This window comes from Vibrio sp. ZF 223 (genome assembly GCF_003050585.1).
In the GTDB taxonomy this organism is placed as follows: Bacteria; Pseudomonadota; Gammaproteobacteria; order Enterobacterales; family Vibrionaceae; genus Vibrio; species Vibrio crassostreae.
In genome coordinates, this window is record NZ_PIGB01000001.1 from 657,785 (window position 1) to 674,846 (window position 17,062).

12 protein-coding genes are annotated in these 17,062 nt (G+C 46.6%); 3 read left to right on the forward strand and 9 right to left on the reverse strand.

What is annotated here, in order from left to right; translation table 11 throughout:
* Positions 1–4 precede the first annotated feature (4 nt).
* Together CWO13_RS02785 and CWO13_RS02790 are read left to right on the forward strand one after the other, a co-directional pair.
* Positions 5–754 carry an ADP-ribosyltransferase gene (locus tag CWO13_RS02785; protein WP_102433004.1) on the forward strand — a complete coding sequence of 250 codons (750 nt, stop codon included), beginning with the start codon at positions 5–7 and terminating at the stop codon, positions 752–754.
* Between the two features lie 15 nt (positions 755–769).
* On the forward strand, positions 770–1,543 hold the full coding sequence (locus tag CWO13_RS02790; RefSeq protein ID WP_108082502.1) for an ADP-ribosyltransferase: 774 nt from the start codon (positions 770–772) through the stop codon (positions 1,541–1,543).
* A gap of 84 nt (positions 1,544–1,627) precedes the next feature.
* Here CWO13_RS02790 and lhgO read toward each other — a convergent pair whose 3' ends face one another.
* The 4 genes from lhgO to CWO13_RS02810 all read right to left on the reverse strand — a co-directional run bounded on the left by lhgO (position 1,628) and on the right by CWO13_RS02810 (position 7,868).
* Positions 1,628–2,845: an L-2-hydroxyglutarate oxidase gene (gene lhgO / locus CWO13_RS02795; protein WP_108082503.1), complete on the reverse strand. Its 1,218-nt coding sequence runs from the start codon at positions 2,843–2,845 to the stop codon at positions 1,628–1,630.
* A 26-nt stretch (positions 2,846–2,871) separates the two neighbouring features.
* Positions 2,872–5,049, reverse strand: coding sequence for a TRAP transporter permease (locus CWO13_RS02800; protein WP_102433001.1), 2,178 nt, complete (start codon positions 5,047–5,049; stop codon positions 2,872–2,874).
* Positions 5,050–5,192: 143 nt separating this feature from the next.
* Positions 5,193–6,206, reverse strand: coding sequence for a TAXI family TRAP transporter solute-binding subunit (locus CWO13_RS02805; protein WP_108082504.1), 1,014 nt, complete (start codon positions 6,204–6,206; stop codon positions 5,193–5,195).
* Positions 6,207–6,527: 321 nt separating this feature from the next.
* Positions 6,528–7,868 carry a sigma-54-dependent transcriptional regulator gene (locus CWO13_RS02810; protein ID WP_108082505.1) on the reverse strand — a complete coding sequence of 447 codons (1,341 nt, stop codon included), beginning with the start codon at positions 7,866–7,868 and terminating at the stop codon, positions 6,528–6,530.
* A 208-nt stretch (positions 7,869–8,076) separates the two neighbouring features.
* On the opposite strand from CWO13_RS02810, the gene CWO13_RS02815 reads away from it, so the two are divergent.
* Positions 8,077–10,152 carry an ATP-binding protein gene (locus CWO13_RS02815; protein ID WP_048660489.1) on the forward strand — a complete coding sequence of 692 codons (2,076 nt, stop codon included), beginning with the start codon at positions 8,077–8,079 and terminating at the stop codon, positions 10,150–10,152.
* 100 nt (positions 10,153–10,252) lie between these two features.
* Here the strand turns inward: CWO13_RS02815 and CWO13_RS02820 are convergent, their stop codons facing one another.
* The 5 genes from CWO13_RS02820 to CWO13_RS02840 all read right to left on the reverse strand — a co-directional run bounded on the left by CWO13_RS02820 (position 10,253) and on the right by CWO13_RS02840 (position 16,889).
* Positions 10,253–12,703 (reverse strand): family 20 glycosylhydrolase, encoded by a 2,451-nt coding sequence (locus CWO13_RS02820; protein ID WP_108082506.1) that lies wholly within the window; start codon positions 12,701–12,703, stop codon positions 10,253–10,255.
* Positions 12,704–12,780: 77 nt separating this feature from the next.
* A complete protein-coding gene (locus tag CWO13_RS02825; protein ID WP_017111229.1) occupies positions 12,781–13,476 on the reverse strand; it encodes an oligogalacturonate-specific porin KdgM family protein in 696 nt (231 codons plus the stop codon).
* Between the two features lie 174 nt (positions 13,477–13,650).
* On the reverse strand, positions 13,651–14,280 hold the full coding sequence (locus CWO13_RS02830; protein WP_102479717.1) for a bifunctional 4-hydroxy-2-oxoglutarate aldolase/2-dehydro-3-deoxy-phosphogluconate aldolase: 630 nt from the start codon (positions 14,278–14,280) through the stop codon (positions 13,651–13,653).
* 20 nt (positions 14,281–14,300) lie between these two features.
* Positions 14,301–15,248 (reverse strand): sugar kinase, encoded by a 948-nt coding sequence (locus tag CWO13_RS02835; RefSeq protein WP_102479718.1) that lies wholly within the window; start codon positions 15,246–15,248, stop codon positions 14,301–14,303.
* A gap of 126 nt (positions 15,249–15,374) precedes the next feature.
* Positions 15,375–16,889 (reverse strand): sodium:solute symporter family protein, encoded by a 1,515-nt coding sequence (locus CWO13_RS02840; protein ID WP_108082507.1) that lies wholly within the window; start codon positions 16,887–16,889, stop codon positions 15,375–15,377.
* Positions 16,890–17,062: the final 173 nt, after the last annotated feature.

The window sequence follows — 17,062 nt, forward strand, 5'->3', positions numbered from 1 at the left end:
CACTATGAATACTCGACTTTTATTACTGCTCTGTTGTCTGAGCTTTACTGCCTTCTCTCAACCGTTTGATGCGATCAAACAGCCAAACCGTTCAGAGGAAGAGGTCACCCAGCTGGCAGAAGACTTCAAAGACTGGTCAAAGGCTTCCAATGGTTGGCGCTACTCCTTCATAACTGCCAATGAAAAGGAAGCTGTGGAAGACTTTTCAATTTCCGGCTATCAGACCGCTAATGACTACCTAAGAGCAACTGACACCTCAACATGGGGTGTCGCGGGGGCGGATGCGAGGCAGTACATTCGCACGGTTAAATCGGCTATCAACAAGCTGCCAAAATACAAAGGGACCGCCTATCGAGGGACTTGGGTAAAACTATCTCTGCTTAACAAGCTCGAAGAGGGGGACGTGTTGGTCGAGCCAGCATTTACTTCAACCTCTACTCTCCCAGAAGTTACTAAGCGCTTTTCGGTAGTGCATCCCAACTCCCCACAAAGGCTCAAGCGGGTGCTGTTTGAAGTAAAGATCAATCAAGGGGGTCACACCATTGCAGGGCTTTCGGAATACAGCAAAGAAGCAGAGGTTCTGTTTGCGCCAAATGCACACTTTCGAATCACCCAGATAGAGCGAACCTCTACCCATACCTACATCGGCGTGGAAACGGTGAAGGCATCTGCCGTCAAAAATACTCAGAAATATAACCTCTACTCAGGCGAAGAAGTAGAAGCGTCATTTTGGCATTCTCTCGTTTGTACATAAGCTAAGGATCAAGCAATGAAAAGATTTATTTGGGTGCTTTGTCTCTCTTTAATGACAAGTTTTTCGGCACAAAGTGAGGAGTTTCCTGAGTTTAAAGGGCTTTCACTCTCCTATCAGGCGCAACAACAAATTGCGGATGACTTGATGGATTGGGCAACGACGCACCATGTAAAAGCTGAAAAAAAGATGGTGCCTGAAGAATATTCCGCAATCAAAAACTATGGCCGAGTGGATCACGACGTGGTCAATGAATACATGCGGGCGGGAGAACCAGAAGGATATTTGTCTGAAATGTTTGGTCGCACATTAAAGTCGCGAGTCTTTCATATGCGAAATGTCATGAATAAACTTCCTAACTACAAAGGTACGGTTTATCGTGGATCATCCATCAAGAACGCACTACTCGATAAGCTCAACGTGGGTGATATTCTGCATGAGAAAGCATTTTTATCGACATCGACTCTACCAAGTGTCGCCAAGAACTTTTCTTCAGCCGGTGTTTATGAAGGTGCTTCTGCTGCTCAGTTCAAAATTGAACTCAAGTCGGCAGGTCGCGCCATTAACGCGTATACGTTCAAACCAGATGAAGCAGAAATACTCGCGAAGCCAAACACCTACTTTCGAGTAGAAGCAATTGAGCGAGTCTCACCGAACAAAAACTACATCAAGATGCGTGAAGTAAAGAACCCTGCTCGATACCTAAAAGCGGAGCCTGATATCCACATCTATGACAGTTACAGCGGTGAAGAAGTAGCACTTCGAAGTCGTAGCTCACTCTATTGCCTGTAGTGTATCGTGCACACGATTTTGTAGGCGGCTGATAAAAAAGACCATCATCAAGATGGTCTTTTTTATTACTGAGGCTAGGGCTATTTAACTGGCTGTTTTACGCATTATCTTGCCACAAATGTATTCGCCAATAGGCATCGCTGAGGTCGCCGCTGGCGATGGTGCATTGCACACATGCAAGCTTCTTGGGCTCTCCGCAAACAGGAAGTCATGAACCAAGGTACCATCTTTGAGTACCGCTTGAGCACGAATACCTGCAGGGTATGGCTTGAAGTCAGACACAGTGATACTTGGGCAGTACTTATTAACCAACTTTAGATATCCCGGCTTCCACCACGAGTTTTTAAACTCAACCAAACCGGTTTTTAGGTGCTTAGCCGTCACCTTCCAAAAACCAGTAAAGCTCAGCATCTGCAAGGTATCCTTAACGCTAAAATTAAGCTTACCGTAACCTTCTCGCTTCCACCCTTGAACCGCGTTAGGTCCTACCGTTACCGAGCCATCAATCATGCGTGTTAAATGGACGCCTAGGAAAGGCAGTTCAGGGTCAGGGATCGGATAGATAAGGTGGTTCACCACTTGGTTATGTTTAGGATCAAGCTGATAGTATTCACCGCGATAAGGCACGATTTGGAAGTCGGTTTCAATGCCAAGCATGCTGGTCATTCTATCCGCCATCAAACCAGAACAAGTGATCAAAAATCGACTGTTGAGCTGTAGAGTCTGCCCATCCACTTTGCACGTTAACTGCACCTCATCTTCTTGCTCATCCGCCATAATCACTTCCGTGCCGAGGCTGAGCTTACCACCCGCTTCAACAAACTTTTGAGCCATCACTTCGGTGACTTTTTTGTAGTCGACGATACTGGTGGTTTTGACATAAATCGCGCCCAAGCCCGTGATGTTCGGCTCTGCAAGTTTGAGCTGCGCTTGATCCAAGAGGTCGACATCAATGTCGTTATCGTGGCAACGCTGATAGAGCGCGTTCATGCGCTTCACTTCCTGTTCATTAGTCGCGACCAACAACTTACCGCAGTTTTCAACGGGAATATCGTGTTGGCTACAAAAGGCGATGGTGCGCTCGACGCCACGCTTACAGAAATCCGCCTTTAAACTGCCTGGAGCGTAGTAAACGCCTGCGTGAATCACACCACTGTTGTGGCCAGTTTGGTGCTGCGCAAAGCCGCGCTCCTTCTCGACTAAAAGGATACTTTTATCAGGGTGAGCTTGTTGTAATTGCCATGCGGTCGATACGCCAACAATGCCACCACCAACGATAATATAGTCGTATATTGAGTTCATAATATTCCTACACTCAGTCCTTTTAGTTATAGGGAAGCCGCGACAGCGTTAGACCCGGTTTGAGGCAATTTTGACTCCTCACGTTCTTGTTCCTTTTTCACTTGATTAGAATCGTATTTGCGGCCGCTGTAGACAAAAATGCCAACAAACAGCGCCACACATACCAAGCGGATCACGATCGACACATCAGGCCAAACCAAAGCGCCCCCCAATGCAATCAATACAACACGAAGAACGAGATTGATTTCACTTTCTAGGTAACCCTCAATCGCTGCGATAAACGCGTACGTACCGATAATAGCAAAGCCACCGGTAACCAAAACCGAGGTCACATCCCAACTTACCAAGTTGGTGTAAGCGATAAGCAGTGGCACCAAATACAAACCTTTGGCGATCTTCCATGCCATTAAGCCCGTTCTCATTGGCGGCGTTTTAGCAATCGTCGCTGCCGCAAAGGCGGTTAAACAAACCGGTGGCGTCACGTTACTATCTTGCGATAACCAGAATATAATCAGGTGTGCAGAGAGCAGAGCAAGGCTGATCGCTTCCAAGCCTAAGCTTTGTTCAAGCAGCGTTTCCACAAAATCAGCGGGCACTAACGCAATCAGTTCTTTTGCGGTTTCCAAAGCCATAGGTGCATTAAGCAGTTCCAGCTTTTCTGGCGCTGCCAACATGAAGATCGCTTTCGCCTGTTCAGGTAACTGACCCGAAACCAACAGGTCAAGTAATTGGCTTTCAGCAATCAACTTGTACAAAGCGGGAGCAGATAGAGTACCCAACACGATATAAGCCGCAGTTACGGGCAGGCCCATACCGAGAATCAAAGATGCCAGCGCGATCAAGGCAATCATCACCAACAAATCGCCGTTCGCCCAACTGTTGATCATCAATGAGAATGTGTTACCAATACCCGTAGTGCTGATCACGTTGATGACAAGGCCAATACCCACCAACAATACCGCCGTGGTCGCCATGTTTTTCGCACCTTGAGAGAGAGCTTCAATGATCGCTTTTGGTCCCATTTTGTGATTCTTAGAGAACCATGAAGCTACCACTACAGAGAGGATCGAGATACCAGCGGCGTAAGTCGGCGTAAAGCCCTTCACTAACAGAGTCACTAACACTGCTAACGGGATCAGGTTGTGCCAACCTGACAGTAATACCTTCAACAGCGGTTCACAGCCAGAAGTGACCTTTTGGACACCACTACGCTTTGCTTCAATACGCACGAAAAAGGCCACCGACAAAAAGTAGATAAGCGCAGGAACGAAGGAAACCGCAATGATATCGACATAAGGGATCTGCGTGTAAGACGCCATGATAAACGCACCTGCGCCCATCACAGGTGGCATCAACTGCCCGCCCGTCGATGCAGCTGCTTCCACACCCGCGGCAAAGCGCGAAGGGAAACCCGCTTTTTGCATCAAGGGAATACTGATTACGCCAGTAGAAACCGTATTTGCCACACTCGAACCGGACACTGAGCCCATCAAGCCAGAACCAATCACCGCAATAAAGCCAGGGCCACCAATCACTTTGCCCGCGGCGGCGCGAGACACATCAATAATGTAATCACCAACGCCCGATCGCACTAAGAATGCGCCAAATAGGATAAACATGAACACGAAGGTCCAGCTGATTCTTGAGATAGAACCGAACATCCCTTCTGATGAGTAAAAGCTTCGGTAAAGCAGTGTTTCAAGGCTCAAGCCCGGAAAATGGAAGATGCCGCTGGTCCATTGTCCCCACAGTACTACGTAGCTCAAACACACTAAGATAAGCACCGGAATAAACCAGCCCATGGTGCGTCGAATCAGCTCAATAACGATGGTAATGGCCAAGATAGAAAAGAACCAATCACTGGCGATAAACTTCACGCCTCGCTCATACAAAGCATCTTCTGCAAAGGGGATGTAGATAAGACAAGCCAGAGCTGCCAAAGCGATTCCGATATCGACCGCCAGAGCGATCTTGCTCTTTTTCAGCGAGATATGGGCGGGATACCAAAGTGCACAAATGATCGCAAAGCCAGCAAAGTGGGTCGCCGAGATCCAAAGCTCTGGCAAAGTAGATAAGGTGTTAAACCAAATGTGTAATAGGGAGAGGATTACTCCCATTGTCGTTATCGCTTTGCCCACCCACGGAAAATCCGTTCGGGTCGGCAGTTCAAATTTTTTCAGTTCCTGCTGCAGCGAATCGCTCATAGAAAACTCCTGCTCTCCACAGCCAAACGCGCAGAGAAAATCCATAAAGTGAGGTGGTGCACGAACGCGTTCTCTAGCGAACGAGCACCAAGCAATTAAGTCACGAAGGGTCAGTGGACAACCAATAACTTGTCGGGAACTAGCTAGTTGACGATCAACTCAGAAGGGATATCGATACCCATTTCTTTATAGTAACGAGCCGCGCCCGGGTGAAGCGGAACAGGAAGGCCTGCAATCCCTTTATCGAGTGCCATTGCTTTGGTTGCTTTGTGGATACCTTGTAGGAAAGGTAGGTTTTCATAGATAGCCTTGGTTAGCTGGTACACGTCTTCTTCAGAGATGTCTTCACGAACCGCTAGGAAGTTAGGTTGAGCGATGGTGGTGATTGGCTTATCTACACCCGGGTAAGTATTTGCAGGGATTTCATATTTTGTCCAAATATTGTAATCACCGTTCGCTTGTTTAATTTGAGTATCGGTAAACGACAGGATTTGAATGTCTTCACCCAAGGCTGCAAACGCTTGGGTCACCGCGCCAACAGGTACGCCTGCAGGCGTGTTCATGCCATCAATCGTGCCATTCTGTAGTGCGCTCGCACTGCCGCCGTACCCCATAAAGGCAAGTTTAAATTGTTCTGGGTCTACGGACAGGCCTTGCATGATCTGACGGCCCGAGTTCTCGGTACCTGAGTTTTTCTTACCAATAGAGAATTTCTTACCGTTCAGGTTCTCTAAGTCGCTCACAGTGCCTGTTTTGGCTAAGTCAGAGCGCACAATGAAGTGTTCTACGTTTTGCCATAACATGGACACCGAACGAAGCTGTGTTTGTTGACCTGATTTCTCATATGGACCTAGCCCTTGCCACGCCCACGCGCCATACAAACCTTGTAAAATGGCAAACTGTGCTTCGTTCTCATTCAGCAGTTTTACGTTTTCACCCGATCCCGCAGAGCTGATCGCGGCCAAAGAGAAGTGCTGCTTAGGTGCAAGCTTAACTTTACTCAATGTTGCCAAGGCGACGCCCACTGGATAGTAAGTCCCCCCCGTTGAAGCCGTCGCTAAAATGTAGCTACGATCTTCTTGAGCTGAGACATTACTGACCAAGCCAATGGAGGCCATTGCGATTGCTAAAATTTTAACTAGCTTGTTGTATTTCATTGTTACTCTCCATGTAGAGTTATTCACGTTATATTTTTGTTAACAACGATTGCTAGAAAGCAAGCACAATGCCAAAATTCAAGCTATTGATTTAATTGAGTTTAAATAAAAAGATCAATAACAGTAGGCGGATTATTGCTTATTCAGTGAAGATAGCATGAGCCATTTTTTGCTCATTAAAAACAGGTAGTAACATCTATATAAAGTTAGCCACATCACACTTTACGTGAGAAATGTGACCAACAGTTATAAAATCACAAATACAGTGTGAGCCATTTATTGCTCATTAATTTTCAATAAACACTACAGTCTTGTTGCTCACTAAGATTCGACATAATCGCTTCGGTTCAACGCATAACGCACCATCTTTTGGTTCAATGTTCGACGGGGTAAGTCCAAGTCTTGCATCACATCATTGATGCGCCCCTGATAACGCACTAGCGCATCATGAATCACTTTCCGTTCAAAGCTCTGCACTTGAACCGCCAAAGGGATGCCTGCGGTTGTGGACTCTGTGACAGAATTGGGGCGACACGCCAAGATATCGCCCACTGTCAGGCTTTCATCCAACGCAAAACGAATCGCAACATTGCGCAGTTCACGCACATTGCCCGGCCATGCATACGACAACAAGGCATAACGATCGGCCTCACTGGCAACTCGGGTTTCACTGTTCGCTTCTTGAGTGAAGTGTTCGAAAAGGATCAAAGCATCGTCTTCTCGTTCACTAAGGGGAGGTAAATGCAGTTGGGCAACGTTCAAACGATAGAAAAGGTCTTGGCGAAAATCGGGGTGATTCAGTAGATCGCTTTTCGAGGCAGAGACCACTCGTAGATCAACATATTGTTGCTGATTCCCCCCCACGCGTTCGACGACATTATCTTGCAAGGTGCGCAGCACTTTTACCTGCATCGACAGCGGCATACTCTCTATTTCATCGAGAAACACCGTGCCTTTGTCGGCAAATTCCAGCTTACCAATGCGTCGTTTGGCCGCACCAGTAAATGCTCCGGCTTCGTGTCCAAACAGCTCGCTTTCAAAGAGGTTTTCTGGAATCGCGCCACAGTTTAGCGGCACAAACGGATGGGTTTTACGCAGGCTAAACTCATGCAAACAAGAAGCGACTAGTTCTTTACCGCAGCCGGTTTCACCATAAATGATCACATTGGTATCAATCGAGGCGACTTTTTGTATTTGCTCTCGTAATTCACACATCACTTTACTGCGGCCAATCAGAACCTGTTCAATACCCTTCAGGTTATCCAGATAGTTCTGACGACTGTTTCTGTCTTGGCCACTTTGATGTTTGTCGACCGCTTCCGAAACCGTTTGAGACAGACGCTCAGGGTCGAATGGCTTTTCAATGAAATCATACGCGCCTTGCTGTAACGCTTTCACGGCCATATCCACATCACCATGCCCCGTGATCAAGATGACAGGCACCTCAGGTACTAACTGCTTAAATCGCGCAAGCAACTCAACACCATCAATATCTGGTAAACGAACGTCGGTGATGATGGTTTGGAAATCACCCTGCTCTACCGCGTTTAACGCATCTTGCCCAACCTCAAATGCGGTGACATCGAAGCCCGCTAATTGTAACCACTGGCTGGTTGCTTGACGCACAATTGCATCATCTTCAATCAAAGCTATACGCTGCATGGTTTGGTTCCGCCACTTACCTCTGAATAATGTCGCCTACGGTATGTAAAAAATCCGCAGACGAAAAGGAGCTAGCTCCCACTTTGAATAACACTCCTTTAACAGTTTTATAATGTTTGCTAGCTTCAACTTGTCTCACTCTCCATTCGCTTAAAAAGCAAACAGAAAACCTTCTCAAGTCACTAGTTTTAAAAGGATTTGATCAGCAATGATGAATAACAATCGATATTGGTTATTCCTATGTGCCTGTTTATTAATTGGTTTGGTTCAGGTAACCACCAAAAGTGGTATAAGCCAATGGAAGCTCGAACAAGCCCAACGCTATGCAGAACAGCGCTTCCTCGGATACATTGCCGAAGCCAGACGTACCCTGAAACGCTTCTATTATCTGCCCTACCTAGTGACGAACGATGAAACCAGTGTACGTTTCATTGATGGTGAAGCCCGCCTTGAAAAACGCATTAAGAAACAGCTGATTCAACTGGATAAAGCGGCCAACACCAAGGGCTGGTATCTGCTTTCTGGCGAAGGCGATTTGTTGGTATCGAGTGTAGAAAGAAGCAAGCTGAGCAAAAAGAACGCCAGCACGATTGTGTCGAAAATCCACCAGCAAGGTGGGGCGATTTCAGTAGTAACCAAAAACAAAGGCGTAACCCCAGATTACTTTATTGCTGCTCCGGTGTATCGAGCCGCTGATGTGGTAGGCATTGTTGCGGTGCAAATTGACTTATCGCTGCTGACTGATCAATGGTTTGCTGATGGCGAAGCAGTCCTGTTCCAGAACCCTCGCGATCAGTTCTTTCTCTCAAGTGATAACCGATTGAGTGCTGACTGGTTTAACGACACCTTCAATTCTCAGCCTACTGCCACCAAACGCGAGTTGTACGACCAAACCCACATTCGCGTTTGGCGACTGCAAGGTAAGGATTACCTAATTCAGTCCATCAAATTAGATGACCTCAATTGGCGTTTAACCTATCTCACCCCATTAACTAGCCTCAATCAAACCACTAACTGGATAAGTTGGAGCGTGGCGGTGGGCTGTCTTTTCATCATGCTATTGCTGGTCATTCTCTACCAAAGACGCCAGAAAAAACTCAGCAACCTACGAATCCAAAAGCTGATTGAAGAATCTGAAAAACGATTGTCTGGAATGATCAACAAGACACACGTTGGACTTGTGCTGATCGATAAACACGGCCACATCCACGACATTAATCTGATGGCCAAAAACTACTTCTGCCTATCTGATTCGATGATCAACAACATCAAAGCATGGCAACTTTTTGAGGCCAGTAACCCGAATTCAACCACTTTGCAGTTGTTGAAGAACTTAGAGCAACATCAGGAGCTGGCCGAGATCACTAGTGTTGAAACCATGGCAAGGCGCAGCGATGGCAGCTACTTCCCGGTGTTGTTCTCTATTAGCCCCTTTCCTTGGCATGCCACAACCTATTACCTGTGTACTGTGATTGATATCAGTAAACGTAAAAAAGCGGAGATCGCGGTTCAGGAAGCCAATAAAACACTTCAATTGAGGGTAGAAGAGCGAACGCAAGACCTCAAAGATGCACAACAAGAGTTGGTTGAATCAAGCAAACTTGCCGCATTAGGGCGTATGTCGAGTGCGATCACTCATGAGCTTAATCAACCGCTTACCGGTCTAAAAACTCTGCTTTCGAGTAACCAGTTACTGATGGAAAGAGGCGAGACTAAGATGTTGAAAGCGAACATGGACTTGGTCATGAGCCTAATCGACAGAATGGCTAACATGACCAGCCAATTGAAGTCGTTCGCCTTTCAAAGACTTGAAAAGCCCTACCCAGTTTCACTGACTGACGCATTGCAAGAAATCCTACGTATTCATCAAGCCGAATTGGAAAACGTCGATATTCGCGTGCGTGTAGCTTCCAATATTTCGATGGTAATGGGAGAAGAGGCGCGGCTTCGTCAAGTGCTTGGCAACCTACTTAGAAATGCCGTCGATGCCACGAAAAATCAGAAACCAGCAACCATTGTTATCAGCGCTCATACCGAGCAGCAGCGAGTTATCATCAAGGTTCAAGACAATGGCTGTGGCGTATCCGAAGACCAACTAGAAACCATTTTCGAACCCTTCCACACCAACAAAAAAATGGGTGAAGGACTCGGGCTCGGACTCGCCATCACCGCTAACAATGTGCGCGATATGCAAGGCTATCTAATTGCTAAGAACAACCCTGAACAAGGAATGACGTTCACGCTAACGCTTAAGAGTGCCGACAGTGAGTCGTCGCTTACATGATGTTTTGTTCCTGATACTCTATTGGAATTCTGGAACAAAAAAACCGCCCCTAGAGGGCGGTTTGAAGAAGTTTATTAGCGTGTGACTTATTCTATCTCGCTTACTTGCTCAGGTGCTTAAGCAGTGACTCCGTTGGACGAACTATCGCAATGATCGATTCATCGTAGATCTTCGCTGCATCAGACAGTATCGCTTGGTAGGCTTTCGCGTCTGATGCTCGAACTTTTTCGCCCGCTTTTTCCTTAGCAATCAAGGTTAACCCCAAGTCTGCGACTTCCACCGTTTTCTCTGCGACAATCACAGTCTCTACCGAAGACACATTACCTGCGAAGACAGTTTTAGCAGCCAGTGCAGCCGCTTTTGCTTGATGATAATGCTCTGCAAGTTGCTCAAGCGCTTGTTGATTACCCGTCGCGACTTCGTTAACCAAATCTTGCATCTCATACACCGCGTTGCTTTCTACTGGCAGCGCATCCACGAAGCGGTTTAGGCGTTCGTATTGGCTGTACAAGGTGCCCTTCGGTTCGGTGGAATTCCACTTCTCCCAGTTGCGAGCATAATACTGTGCTGGCTCGGTGTATTTTGCTAGCACGCGCAGGTCGTGAATATCTTGGCCTTTCGCAATGCGCTTCAATAACATGTCAGCATCGGCGTGGTGACGTAACCCAACCGACACTTCCGACCATGTATCCATCGCTTTCATGCGCTTGTACATGCTGCGCTCATCTGTCAGTTCAGCATCCGACCAGAAACGCTCTGCAATTGCATAGCTGCGTGGCCATAGATAGTTTTCTACCGTGAGGCTATCTTTGTTTTCTAGCCACATGGTGATCTCACCACCTAAAATCAGCTCTTTTTCCTTGTCGGTTAGCTCCGCAGGGTAGCCACCGTTTGGCTCAGGGATCACGCTGCCTTCTACATCGCTGCTCGCAATCACTTCACCTGTGGTTGGCCAACGCACGTTACCAATTAACTGATAACTGCCTTCCGCAAACCCATTTGGATTGAGGTTAAGGTTGAACTCGGTGTAAGACATGAAGTTATCGAAGTGGCCAACAAAGGTTTTGCCCGGCACATAATCAAGAATGTAGATCTCTTCACGAGACTTACCGTTGTAATCACTGAACGCGCGGAAAGTACCGTCTTTCGCTTCAATGATGGTCAGTGTTCCCTTACGTGGGCTGCCTTTAGAGCGAGGCTTTTGCCATTGGTAAGTCACGAACTTCTCGCCGCTGTGCAGCTTATCGTCAACCGTGATGCCGCTTGGCATTGGATCATTACGATAGTGGTAGCTAGTCGGTTGAGGTTGGTCTAGGTAGTAACCGGTAGACAGAATACCTGGGTAACCCTCTTTCGCCGCACGACCAATGCTGTCGTGCCCTTGCCAGCTTTGAATCACGATAGAGGTTGGCAGATCTTTATGCCAAATCTCATCCCAACCCGTCATCTTCTTGCCGCGCTCTTCCAGCATCTTTTCAACTTTTACGTTGAGGTAAGACTGTAAGCCGCGCTCACCATCAATATTGTTCTCTTCAATGAACTCTTGGTGCTTTTCGCTGTTTTTCCACTGCGCATAGTTCGGCTCATCTCCACCAATGTGGAAGTACTCATCTGGGAATAGTTCTGTCACTTCGTCGAACACGTCACCCAGCATTTCATAGAGCTCTGGGTTAAGTGGATCCATCAATGGCTCAAATACGCCCCAGCCACGTTCTTGTTCGTAGCTTTGACCTTCACCACCTGACATCAAGCGTGGGTAAGCGTGCGCCACAGCAGAAGAGTGGCCCGGCAAGGAGACTTCAGGAATCACACGAATACCAAGGTTACGAGCATACTCAACTAGGTAACGAACTTGGTCTTTGGTGTAGTAATTACCATCAGCAGTTTCAGACCACAGACGCGGCCATGATTCGGTTTGAATGCGAATGCCTTGGTCGTCCCAGAAGTGCCAATGGAACACATTCATCTTCGCCGACGCCATCGCATCTAACTGACGAATCAGCACATCGAATTCAATAAAGTGACGCGACGTATCGTAAGAGACACCACGCCAGCGGAAGCGAGGCTCATCGACAATTGTGACGGCAGGAATATGGTAGCCAGTCGCTGTGGTTTCAACGAGCTGTAAAAGGGTTTCGATGCCGTGAATTGTGCCGTATGGGCTTGGAGAGCTCAGCGTGATTTGTTCACCCTGAGTGGTAATTTTGTAGGACTCTACAGAGTCGATATTTTGTATTTCAGACTTTGGTGCTGCGTCGATATCTATGATCAGGTTTGCTTCGTCTTCGCTATCAACCTGCCAGTTTAAAATCGGTACGCCAGTTTGGCGCTCTAGGCGATCGATAAAGCGTTTCGCAGTGTATTCAACGCGATCAGAGTTAAAGCCTTTGATGTAAACCTTGAAGTTACCGTCGACCGTAACTTGCCCGGCTTGCAGCTCGACTGTCTGTGGATACGGCATTAAATTTAGATCGGTATTCGGAGCCATTGCTAACGCCATTGGAGACACTACTGAACCTGAAATCAATAGAGACAATATAGTTTTTTTCATTATTAGTTTTCCTATATAACTTTCATTGTATTTTATTTATCAGAGCCTATTCACAAAAATAACTAGGCTATGTTGTTTTAGAATGAGAAATTAACACCAACTCGGAAGCGCCAATCCGTTTTATCATTTTCAGATTGCACCGTATCCGCATCAACCACTTCAGCGTATGGCCTCACTGTTGGTTTCCATTTGTAAACTGCTTTGACGGTATGCTCGCGGGCATTTAGATCGCCGGTTGCAAGCTCTGTCGTATGATGCGTAATCTGGTCGAAATACGTAAAGGCATACGAAATCATGTATTTGTCTGTATTGTATCCCGTCCAAATATCATAACGGTTTCGCTTTGCTGTCTCTTCATTGCCATAGTCATTCACTAAAGCTTCGGTCGAAAAGTCATAACGATAACGGCCATGTACAAAGAGCCCATTGTCAAAGTTGTAGTTGAGCTTTAGATAAGGCATCAAGAAGGTATTTGAGCCTTGAAAATTCATGACTACGCCAGGGTTCAGCATAAAATTGTCATTGATGGCATAGGTGTAATAATGGGTAAACTCAGTATTAATCACCTTCGTTTCGTCATACGCTCCCGCTGCATGTCGAACATTCGTCAGTGTTTCTAAACCATACCCATTATCAAAATGGTGACCAACAATAAAACGACTTCGATACTGATCTGTCGTACTTCGATACTCTGCCCTTAAATCGACATAACCCCCGGCAGTTGAGGTCATTGGTAATAATGCTAGTAGTGTTAAAGGAAGTAATTTTTTCATAGTTCACCGATATTATGATTATAAAAACCCACCGCACATTGATATATGCAGAAAGGTGTAAATTCGGAGACTACCTTTTTATTTCTTATTAATTATTTTGATTGTATGAAGTGTATTTATAGCTACTGCTCATATTCAGTAGCTATTATTTATTTTAATAAATTCTAAATTTAGCTATTTCACCAATTCAACGGCTTCACGAACCAACACTGCAATCTCGTCCCACTGTTCGTTCTCGATCATTTTTGGCGATACCATCCAAGTGCCACCACAACACACCACACGATCGATCGCTAGGTAATCATTGACGTTGTGTTTGCCGATACCGCCCGTTGGCATTAGCGACACATCAACGTAAGGCGCGAGCAAAGATTTCACCATATTGATGCCACCAGACGCTTCAGCAGGGAAGAACTTCAAGAAGTTAAGACCAAGCTCAAGCGCTTGCTCTACTTGGCTTGGGTTGTTTACGCCAGGAACGATTGGCATACCGATCTCTTGGCAACGTTTTACTGTGTTTGGATTCAAGCCCGGTGCTACGATGAATTCGCTGCCCGCCTCTTTCGCAAGGTCGATCTGCGCTGGCGTTAATACTGTACCAGCACCGATACACATCTCTGGGTAGGCATCACGCATCGCACGAATCGAATCCGCTGCTGCTTCGGTACGGAACGTCACTTCTGCTACTGGCAGGCCGTTTTCTACTAACACTTTTGCTAGTGGAATCGCATGTTCCACCTTGTTGATTTGGATAACAGGGATAACTTTGAACTGCTTAAGTGTGTTGATCATTTCTTGAGACATAATAAATTCGCTTTGTTTTTCTATTTTTTAATTAAGTGATTCATAGCGCTTACCGGGATGATCGCGCCTGAGTATTGAATAACGGTAGAAGCCAATTGGTGACCCAGTTCAGCTGCATCATTGGTGCTCTCACCTGTAAGACGCGCCGCCAGATAACCCGCAGCGAAGGAGTCACCCGCTGCGCAGGTGTCGACCACGTTAGAAACACGAGTCGCGGATACATAACTCTCAAAAACATCGCCTTGTTCAACTTGAACAATCTTGCATGGCTCACAGCCACGCTTGATGACGATCTCTTGGCACCCCAAACGGAGGCAGCGTTGTTGAACGCTCTCTGAGTTCCCCCAGACAAGTAGATCGTCGTCTTCGGTAATCAAGGCGATGTCCACCAGCGGCAGTAGCTTGGCATACCAATGTCGAGCTTGCTCGATGCTCCAAAGTTGCGGGCGATAGTTGTTATCAAAAATCACCTTTCCGCCTTGGTTTGAGAACACGCTAATGGCTTTGAATAGGCGCTCACGAGAGGCGTCATCCAAAACCGCGATACTGATCCCGCTGATGTAAACCGCGTCGACTTGCTTCTCTGTCAGAGCGATTTCAAGCTTATTCAAGTCATTAGCATGGAAGTAAGATTTTACTGCCGCATCGTTGCGCCAGTAGTGAAAGTGTCGCTCGCCTGTCTCGTCGGTTTCGACCATGTAGAGTCCAGGAAGCTTGTTCACAATGCGTTCTACGAAATTGGTTTGAATACCTTCTAACTGCCAGCTATCAATCATATCTTGAGACAGCTCATCACTGCCAAGCCCTGTCGCGTAATGCACAGAGATGTTTTGATGTTGAGTTAAGCGAGAAAGGTAAAGTGCGGTATTAAGTGTGTCACCGCCAAACTTTTTGGTTAATGGAGAGCCGCTGATTTCGACCATACATTCGCCAAAGAAAGCAATATTGAAATGAGAAGATGCAGGCATAGCCGCTCCTAAAATAGAGATAAATGGGGAAGAAGGCTCTGCCGCTAAGCAGAGCCTGAGCTAACTAAATCACTCCACTGTTTGTCGTACTAACTTTGCTGTACTGACTCGCCGCGGAGCGTTGAGTTAGCTTGTTTGATTTGCTGGACGTTGAGGTGCCGCTTCTTCTTCAAGTACGCCAGACTCAGACATTTCCATCTCCATCAGAGCACGCTCGTCATCAAGAATCGCTTTTGCCATTTCAGGTGTTACTTGGTTAGCCGGAGTACATAGGCTCACTGCCACACCTGCCGTTAGAGCAAACAGACATGAAGGAATCACTGGGTTGCCCCAGAAGGCTGTGTAGTCAGCGTTTAGCATTACTACGAATGAAGCGACAGAAGCACCCGCTAGCGTTGCAAGCGCACCTTGCCAGTTGTAGCGTTTCCAGAATTTACCCAACATACCGCACACAAACATGCCCGACATTACCGTTGAAATCATCTTAGTGATGTAGCCAATGATGTCGTTTGAGGTCAGTGCAAACAGTAGTGCGAAGCCAATCACCACAACTAAAGCTAGACGAGAGTAGTTCAGCATTGATTCTTTGTTTGGTACGCGGCCTGTGAACATCACGTACACGTCACGCAGTAGGATAGATACACCGGCAATCGCATCTGAGCTTGCGCTCGACATCGTTGCAGATAGGCCAGCGATAAGAACAATCATACCTACGCCAACTGGAAGAACCGTTGCAGCTACGTAAGGAAACGAGTAGTTCGGGTTATCCAATGATGGGTCGATTGCGTGAGCAGCCATACCAATGATTGCTGGAATAATTGAGAAGAAAAGGTACAACACACCAGAAGCGACGAATGAGCGACGGATAGTTGAAACATCTTTACCAGAATAGATGCGTTGGCGGAATGAAGGCGTTGCCAGTACACCCACACCGATAACCACAGCCAGAGAAACAGCAGGCAGAATGCCCAGTTTATCGATTGCTAAAAAGCTTGTAGCAGCAGGGTCCATCGCAGCGTAAAGGTTGTCCATGCCACCAATGTGATCAACAGACATTACCGCCATTAGGATGAAGCCAGCAAAAAGGATGATTGCTTGAATCGTATCGGTCCATACAACCGCTGTGTAGCCACCGATAACAACATAGATAGTGAATGCCGCTGCAATAATGATTTTCGCAAGGTTAAGGTCGATGTCTGCAATCCACGCTAGGTACATGCCACCACCTAGAATGTGCGCACCTAACCAACCGATTGACGCGATAAAGATAAGTAGGCCAACCACGTTTTTCACGATTCGGTTAGCGCCTACGTAGTAAGCCAGCTCTTCACTCATGGTCATGAAGTTCAGTTTACGAACCGGAGCAAACCAAAGGGCTAGCAATAGGATGCCTATAGCGCCACCAATGCCGTACAGAGCACCTGCCCAGCCATTTGCGTAGCCGAAGCCAACCGCGCCCATACTTGAACCCGTGCCGACCATAGTCGCAACAGTTGTACCAAGTACTAAAAACAGTGGCAGGCCACGGCCGCCTAATAAGAAATCTTCGCCAGATTTTTGATTACGCGAGACAAACCAGCCTAACCAAATTAAAAAACATACGTACACGCCGAAGCCTGTAAGAAAAAGTGTGCTGTTCATTTGACACCTCTCAGTGAAATATTGAGTTCATTCTTGAACTTTATTTATGATTCATTCATTTTTATATTTCATATAATTACTTTATTGATTCTATCTATTTTAATTAAAGTAATTTTTATAAATGTAGGGTGAGAGTATTAAAGGATAATAACAGGGAAGACTAACCCCTAATA

Coding starts and splice junctions, on each gene's coding strand:
- CWO13_RS02785 (WP_102433004.1), top strand. CDS start 5: ATGAATACTCGACTTTTATTACTGCTCTGTTGTCTGAGCTTTACTGCC.
- CWO13_RS02790 (WP_108082502.1), top strand. CDS start 770: ATGAAAAGATTTATTTGGGTGCTTTGTCTCTCTTTAATGACAAGTTTT.
- lhgO (WP_108082503.1), bottom strand. CDS start 2,845: ATGAACTCAATATACGACTATATTATCGTTGGTGGTGGCATTGTTGGC.
- CWO13_RS02800 (WP_102433001.1), bottom strand. CDS start 5,049: ATGAGCGATTCGCTGCAGCAGGAACTGAAAAAATTTGAACTGCCGACC.
- CWO13_RS02805 (WP_108082504.1), bottom strand. CDS start 6,206: ATGAAATACAACAAGCTAGTTAAAATTTTAGCAATCGCAATGGCCTCC.
- CWO13_RS02810 (WP_108082505.1), bottom strand. CDS start 7,868: ATGCAGCGTATAGCTTTGATTGAAGATGATGCAATTGTGCGTCAAGCA.
- CWO13_RS02815 (WP_048660489.1), top strand. CDS start 8,077: ATGATGAATAACAATCGATATTGGTTATTCCTATGTGCCTGTTTATTA.
- CWO13_RS02820 (WP_108082506.1), bottom strand. CDS start 12,703: ATGAAAAAAACTATATTGTCTCTATTGATTTCAGGTTCAGTAGTGTCT.
- CWO13_RS02825 (WP_017111229.1), bottom strand. CDS start 13,476: ATGAAAAAATTACTTCCTTTAACACTACTAGCATTATTACCAATGACC.
- CWO13_RS02830 (WP_102479717.1), bottom strand. CDS start 14,280: ATGTCTCAAGAAATGATCAACACACTTAAGCAGTTCAAAGTTATCCCT.
- CWO13_RS02835 (WP_102479718.1), bottom strand. CDS start 15,248: ATGCCTGCATCTTCTCATTTCAATATTGCTTTCTTTGGCGAATGTATG.
- CWO13_RS02840 (WP_108082507.1), bottom strand. CDS start 16,889: ATGAACAGCACACTTTTTCTTACAGGCTTCGGCGTGTACGTATGTTTT.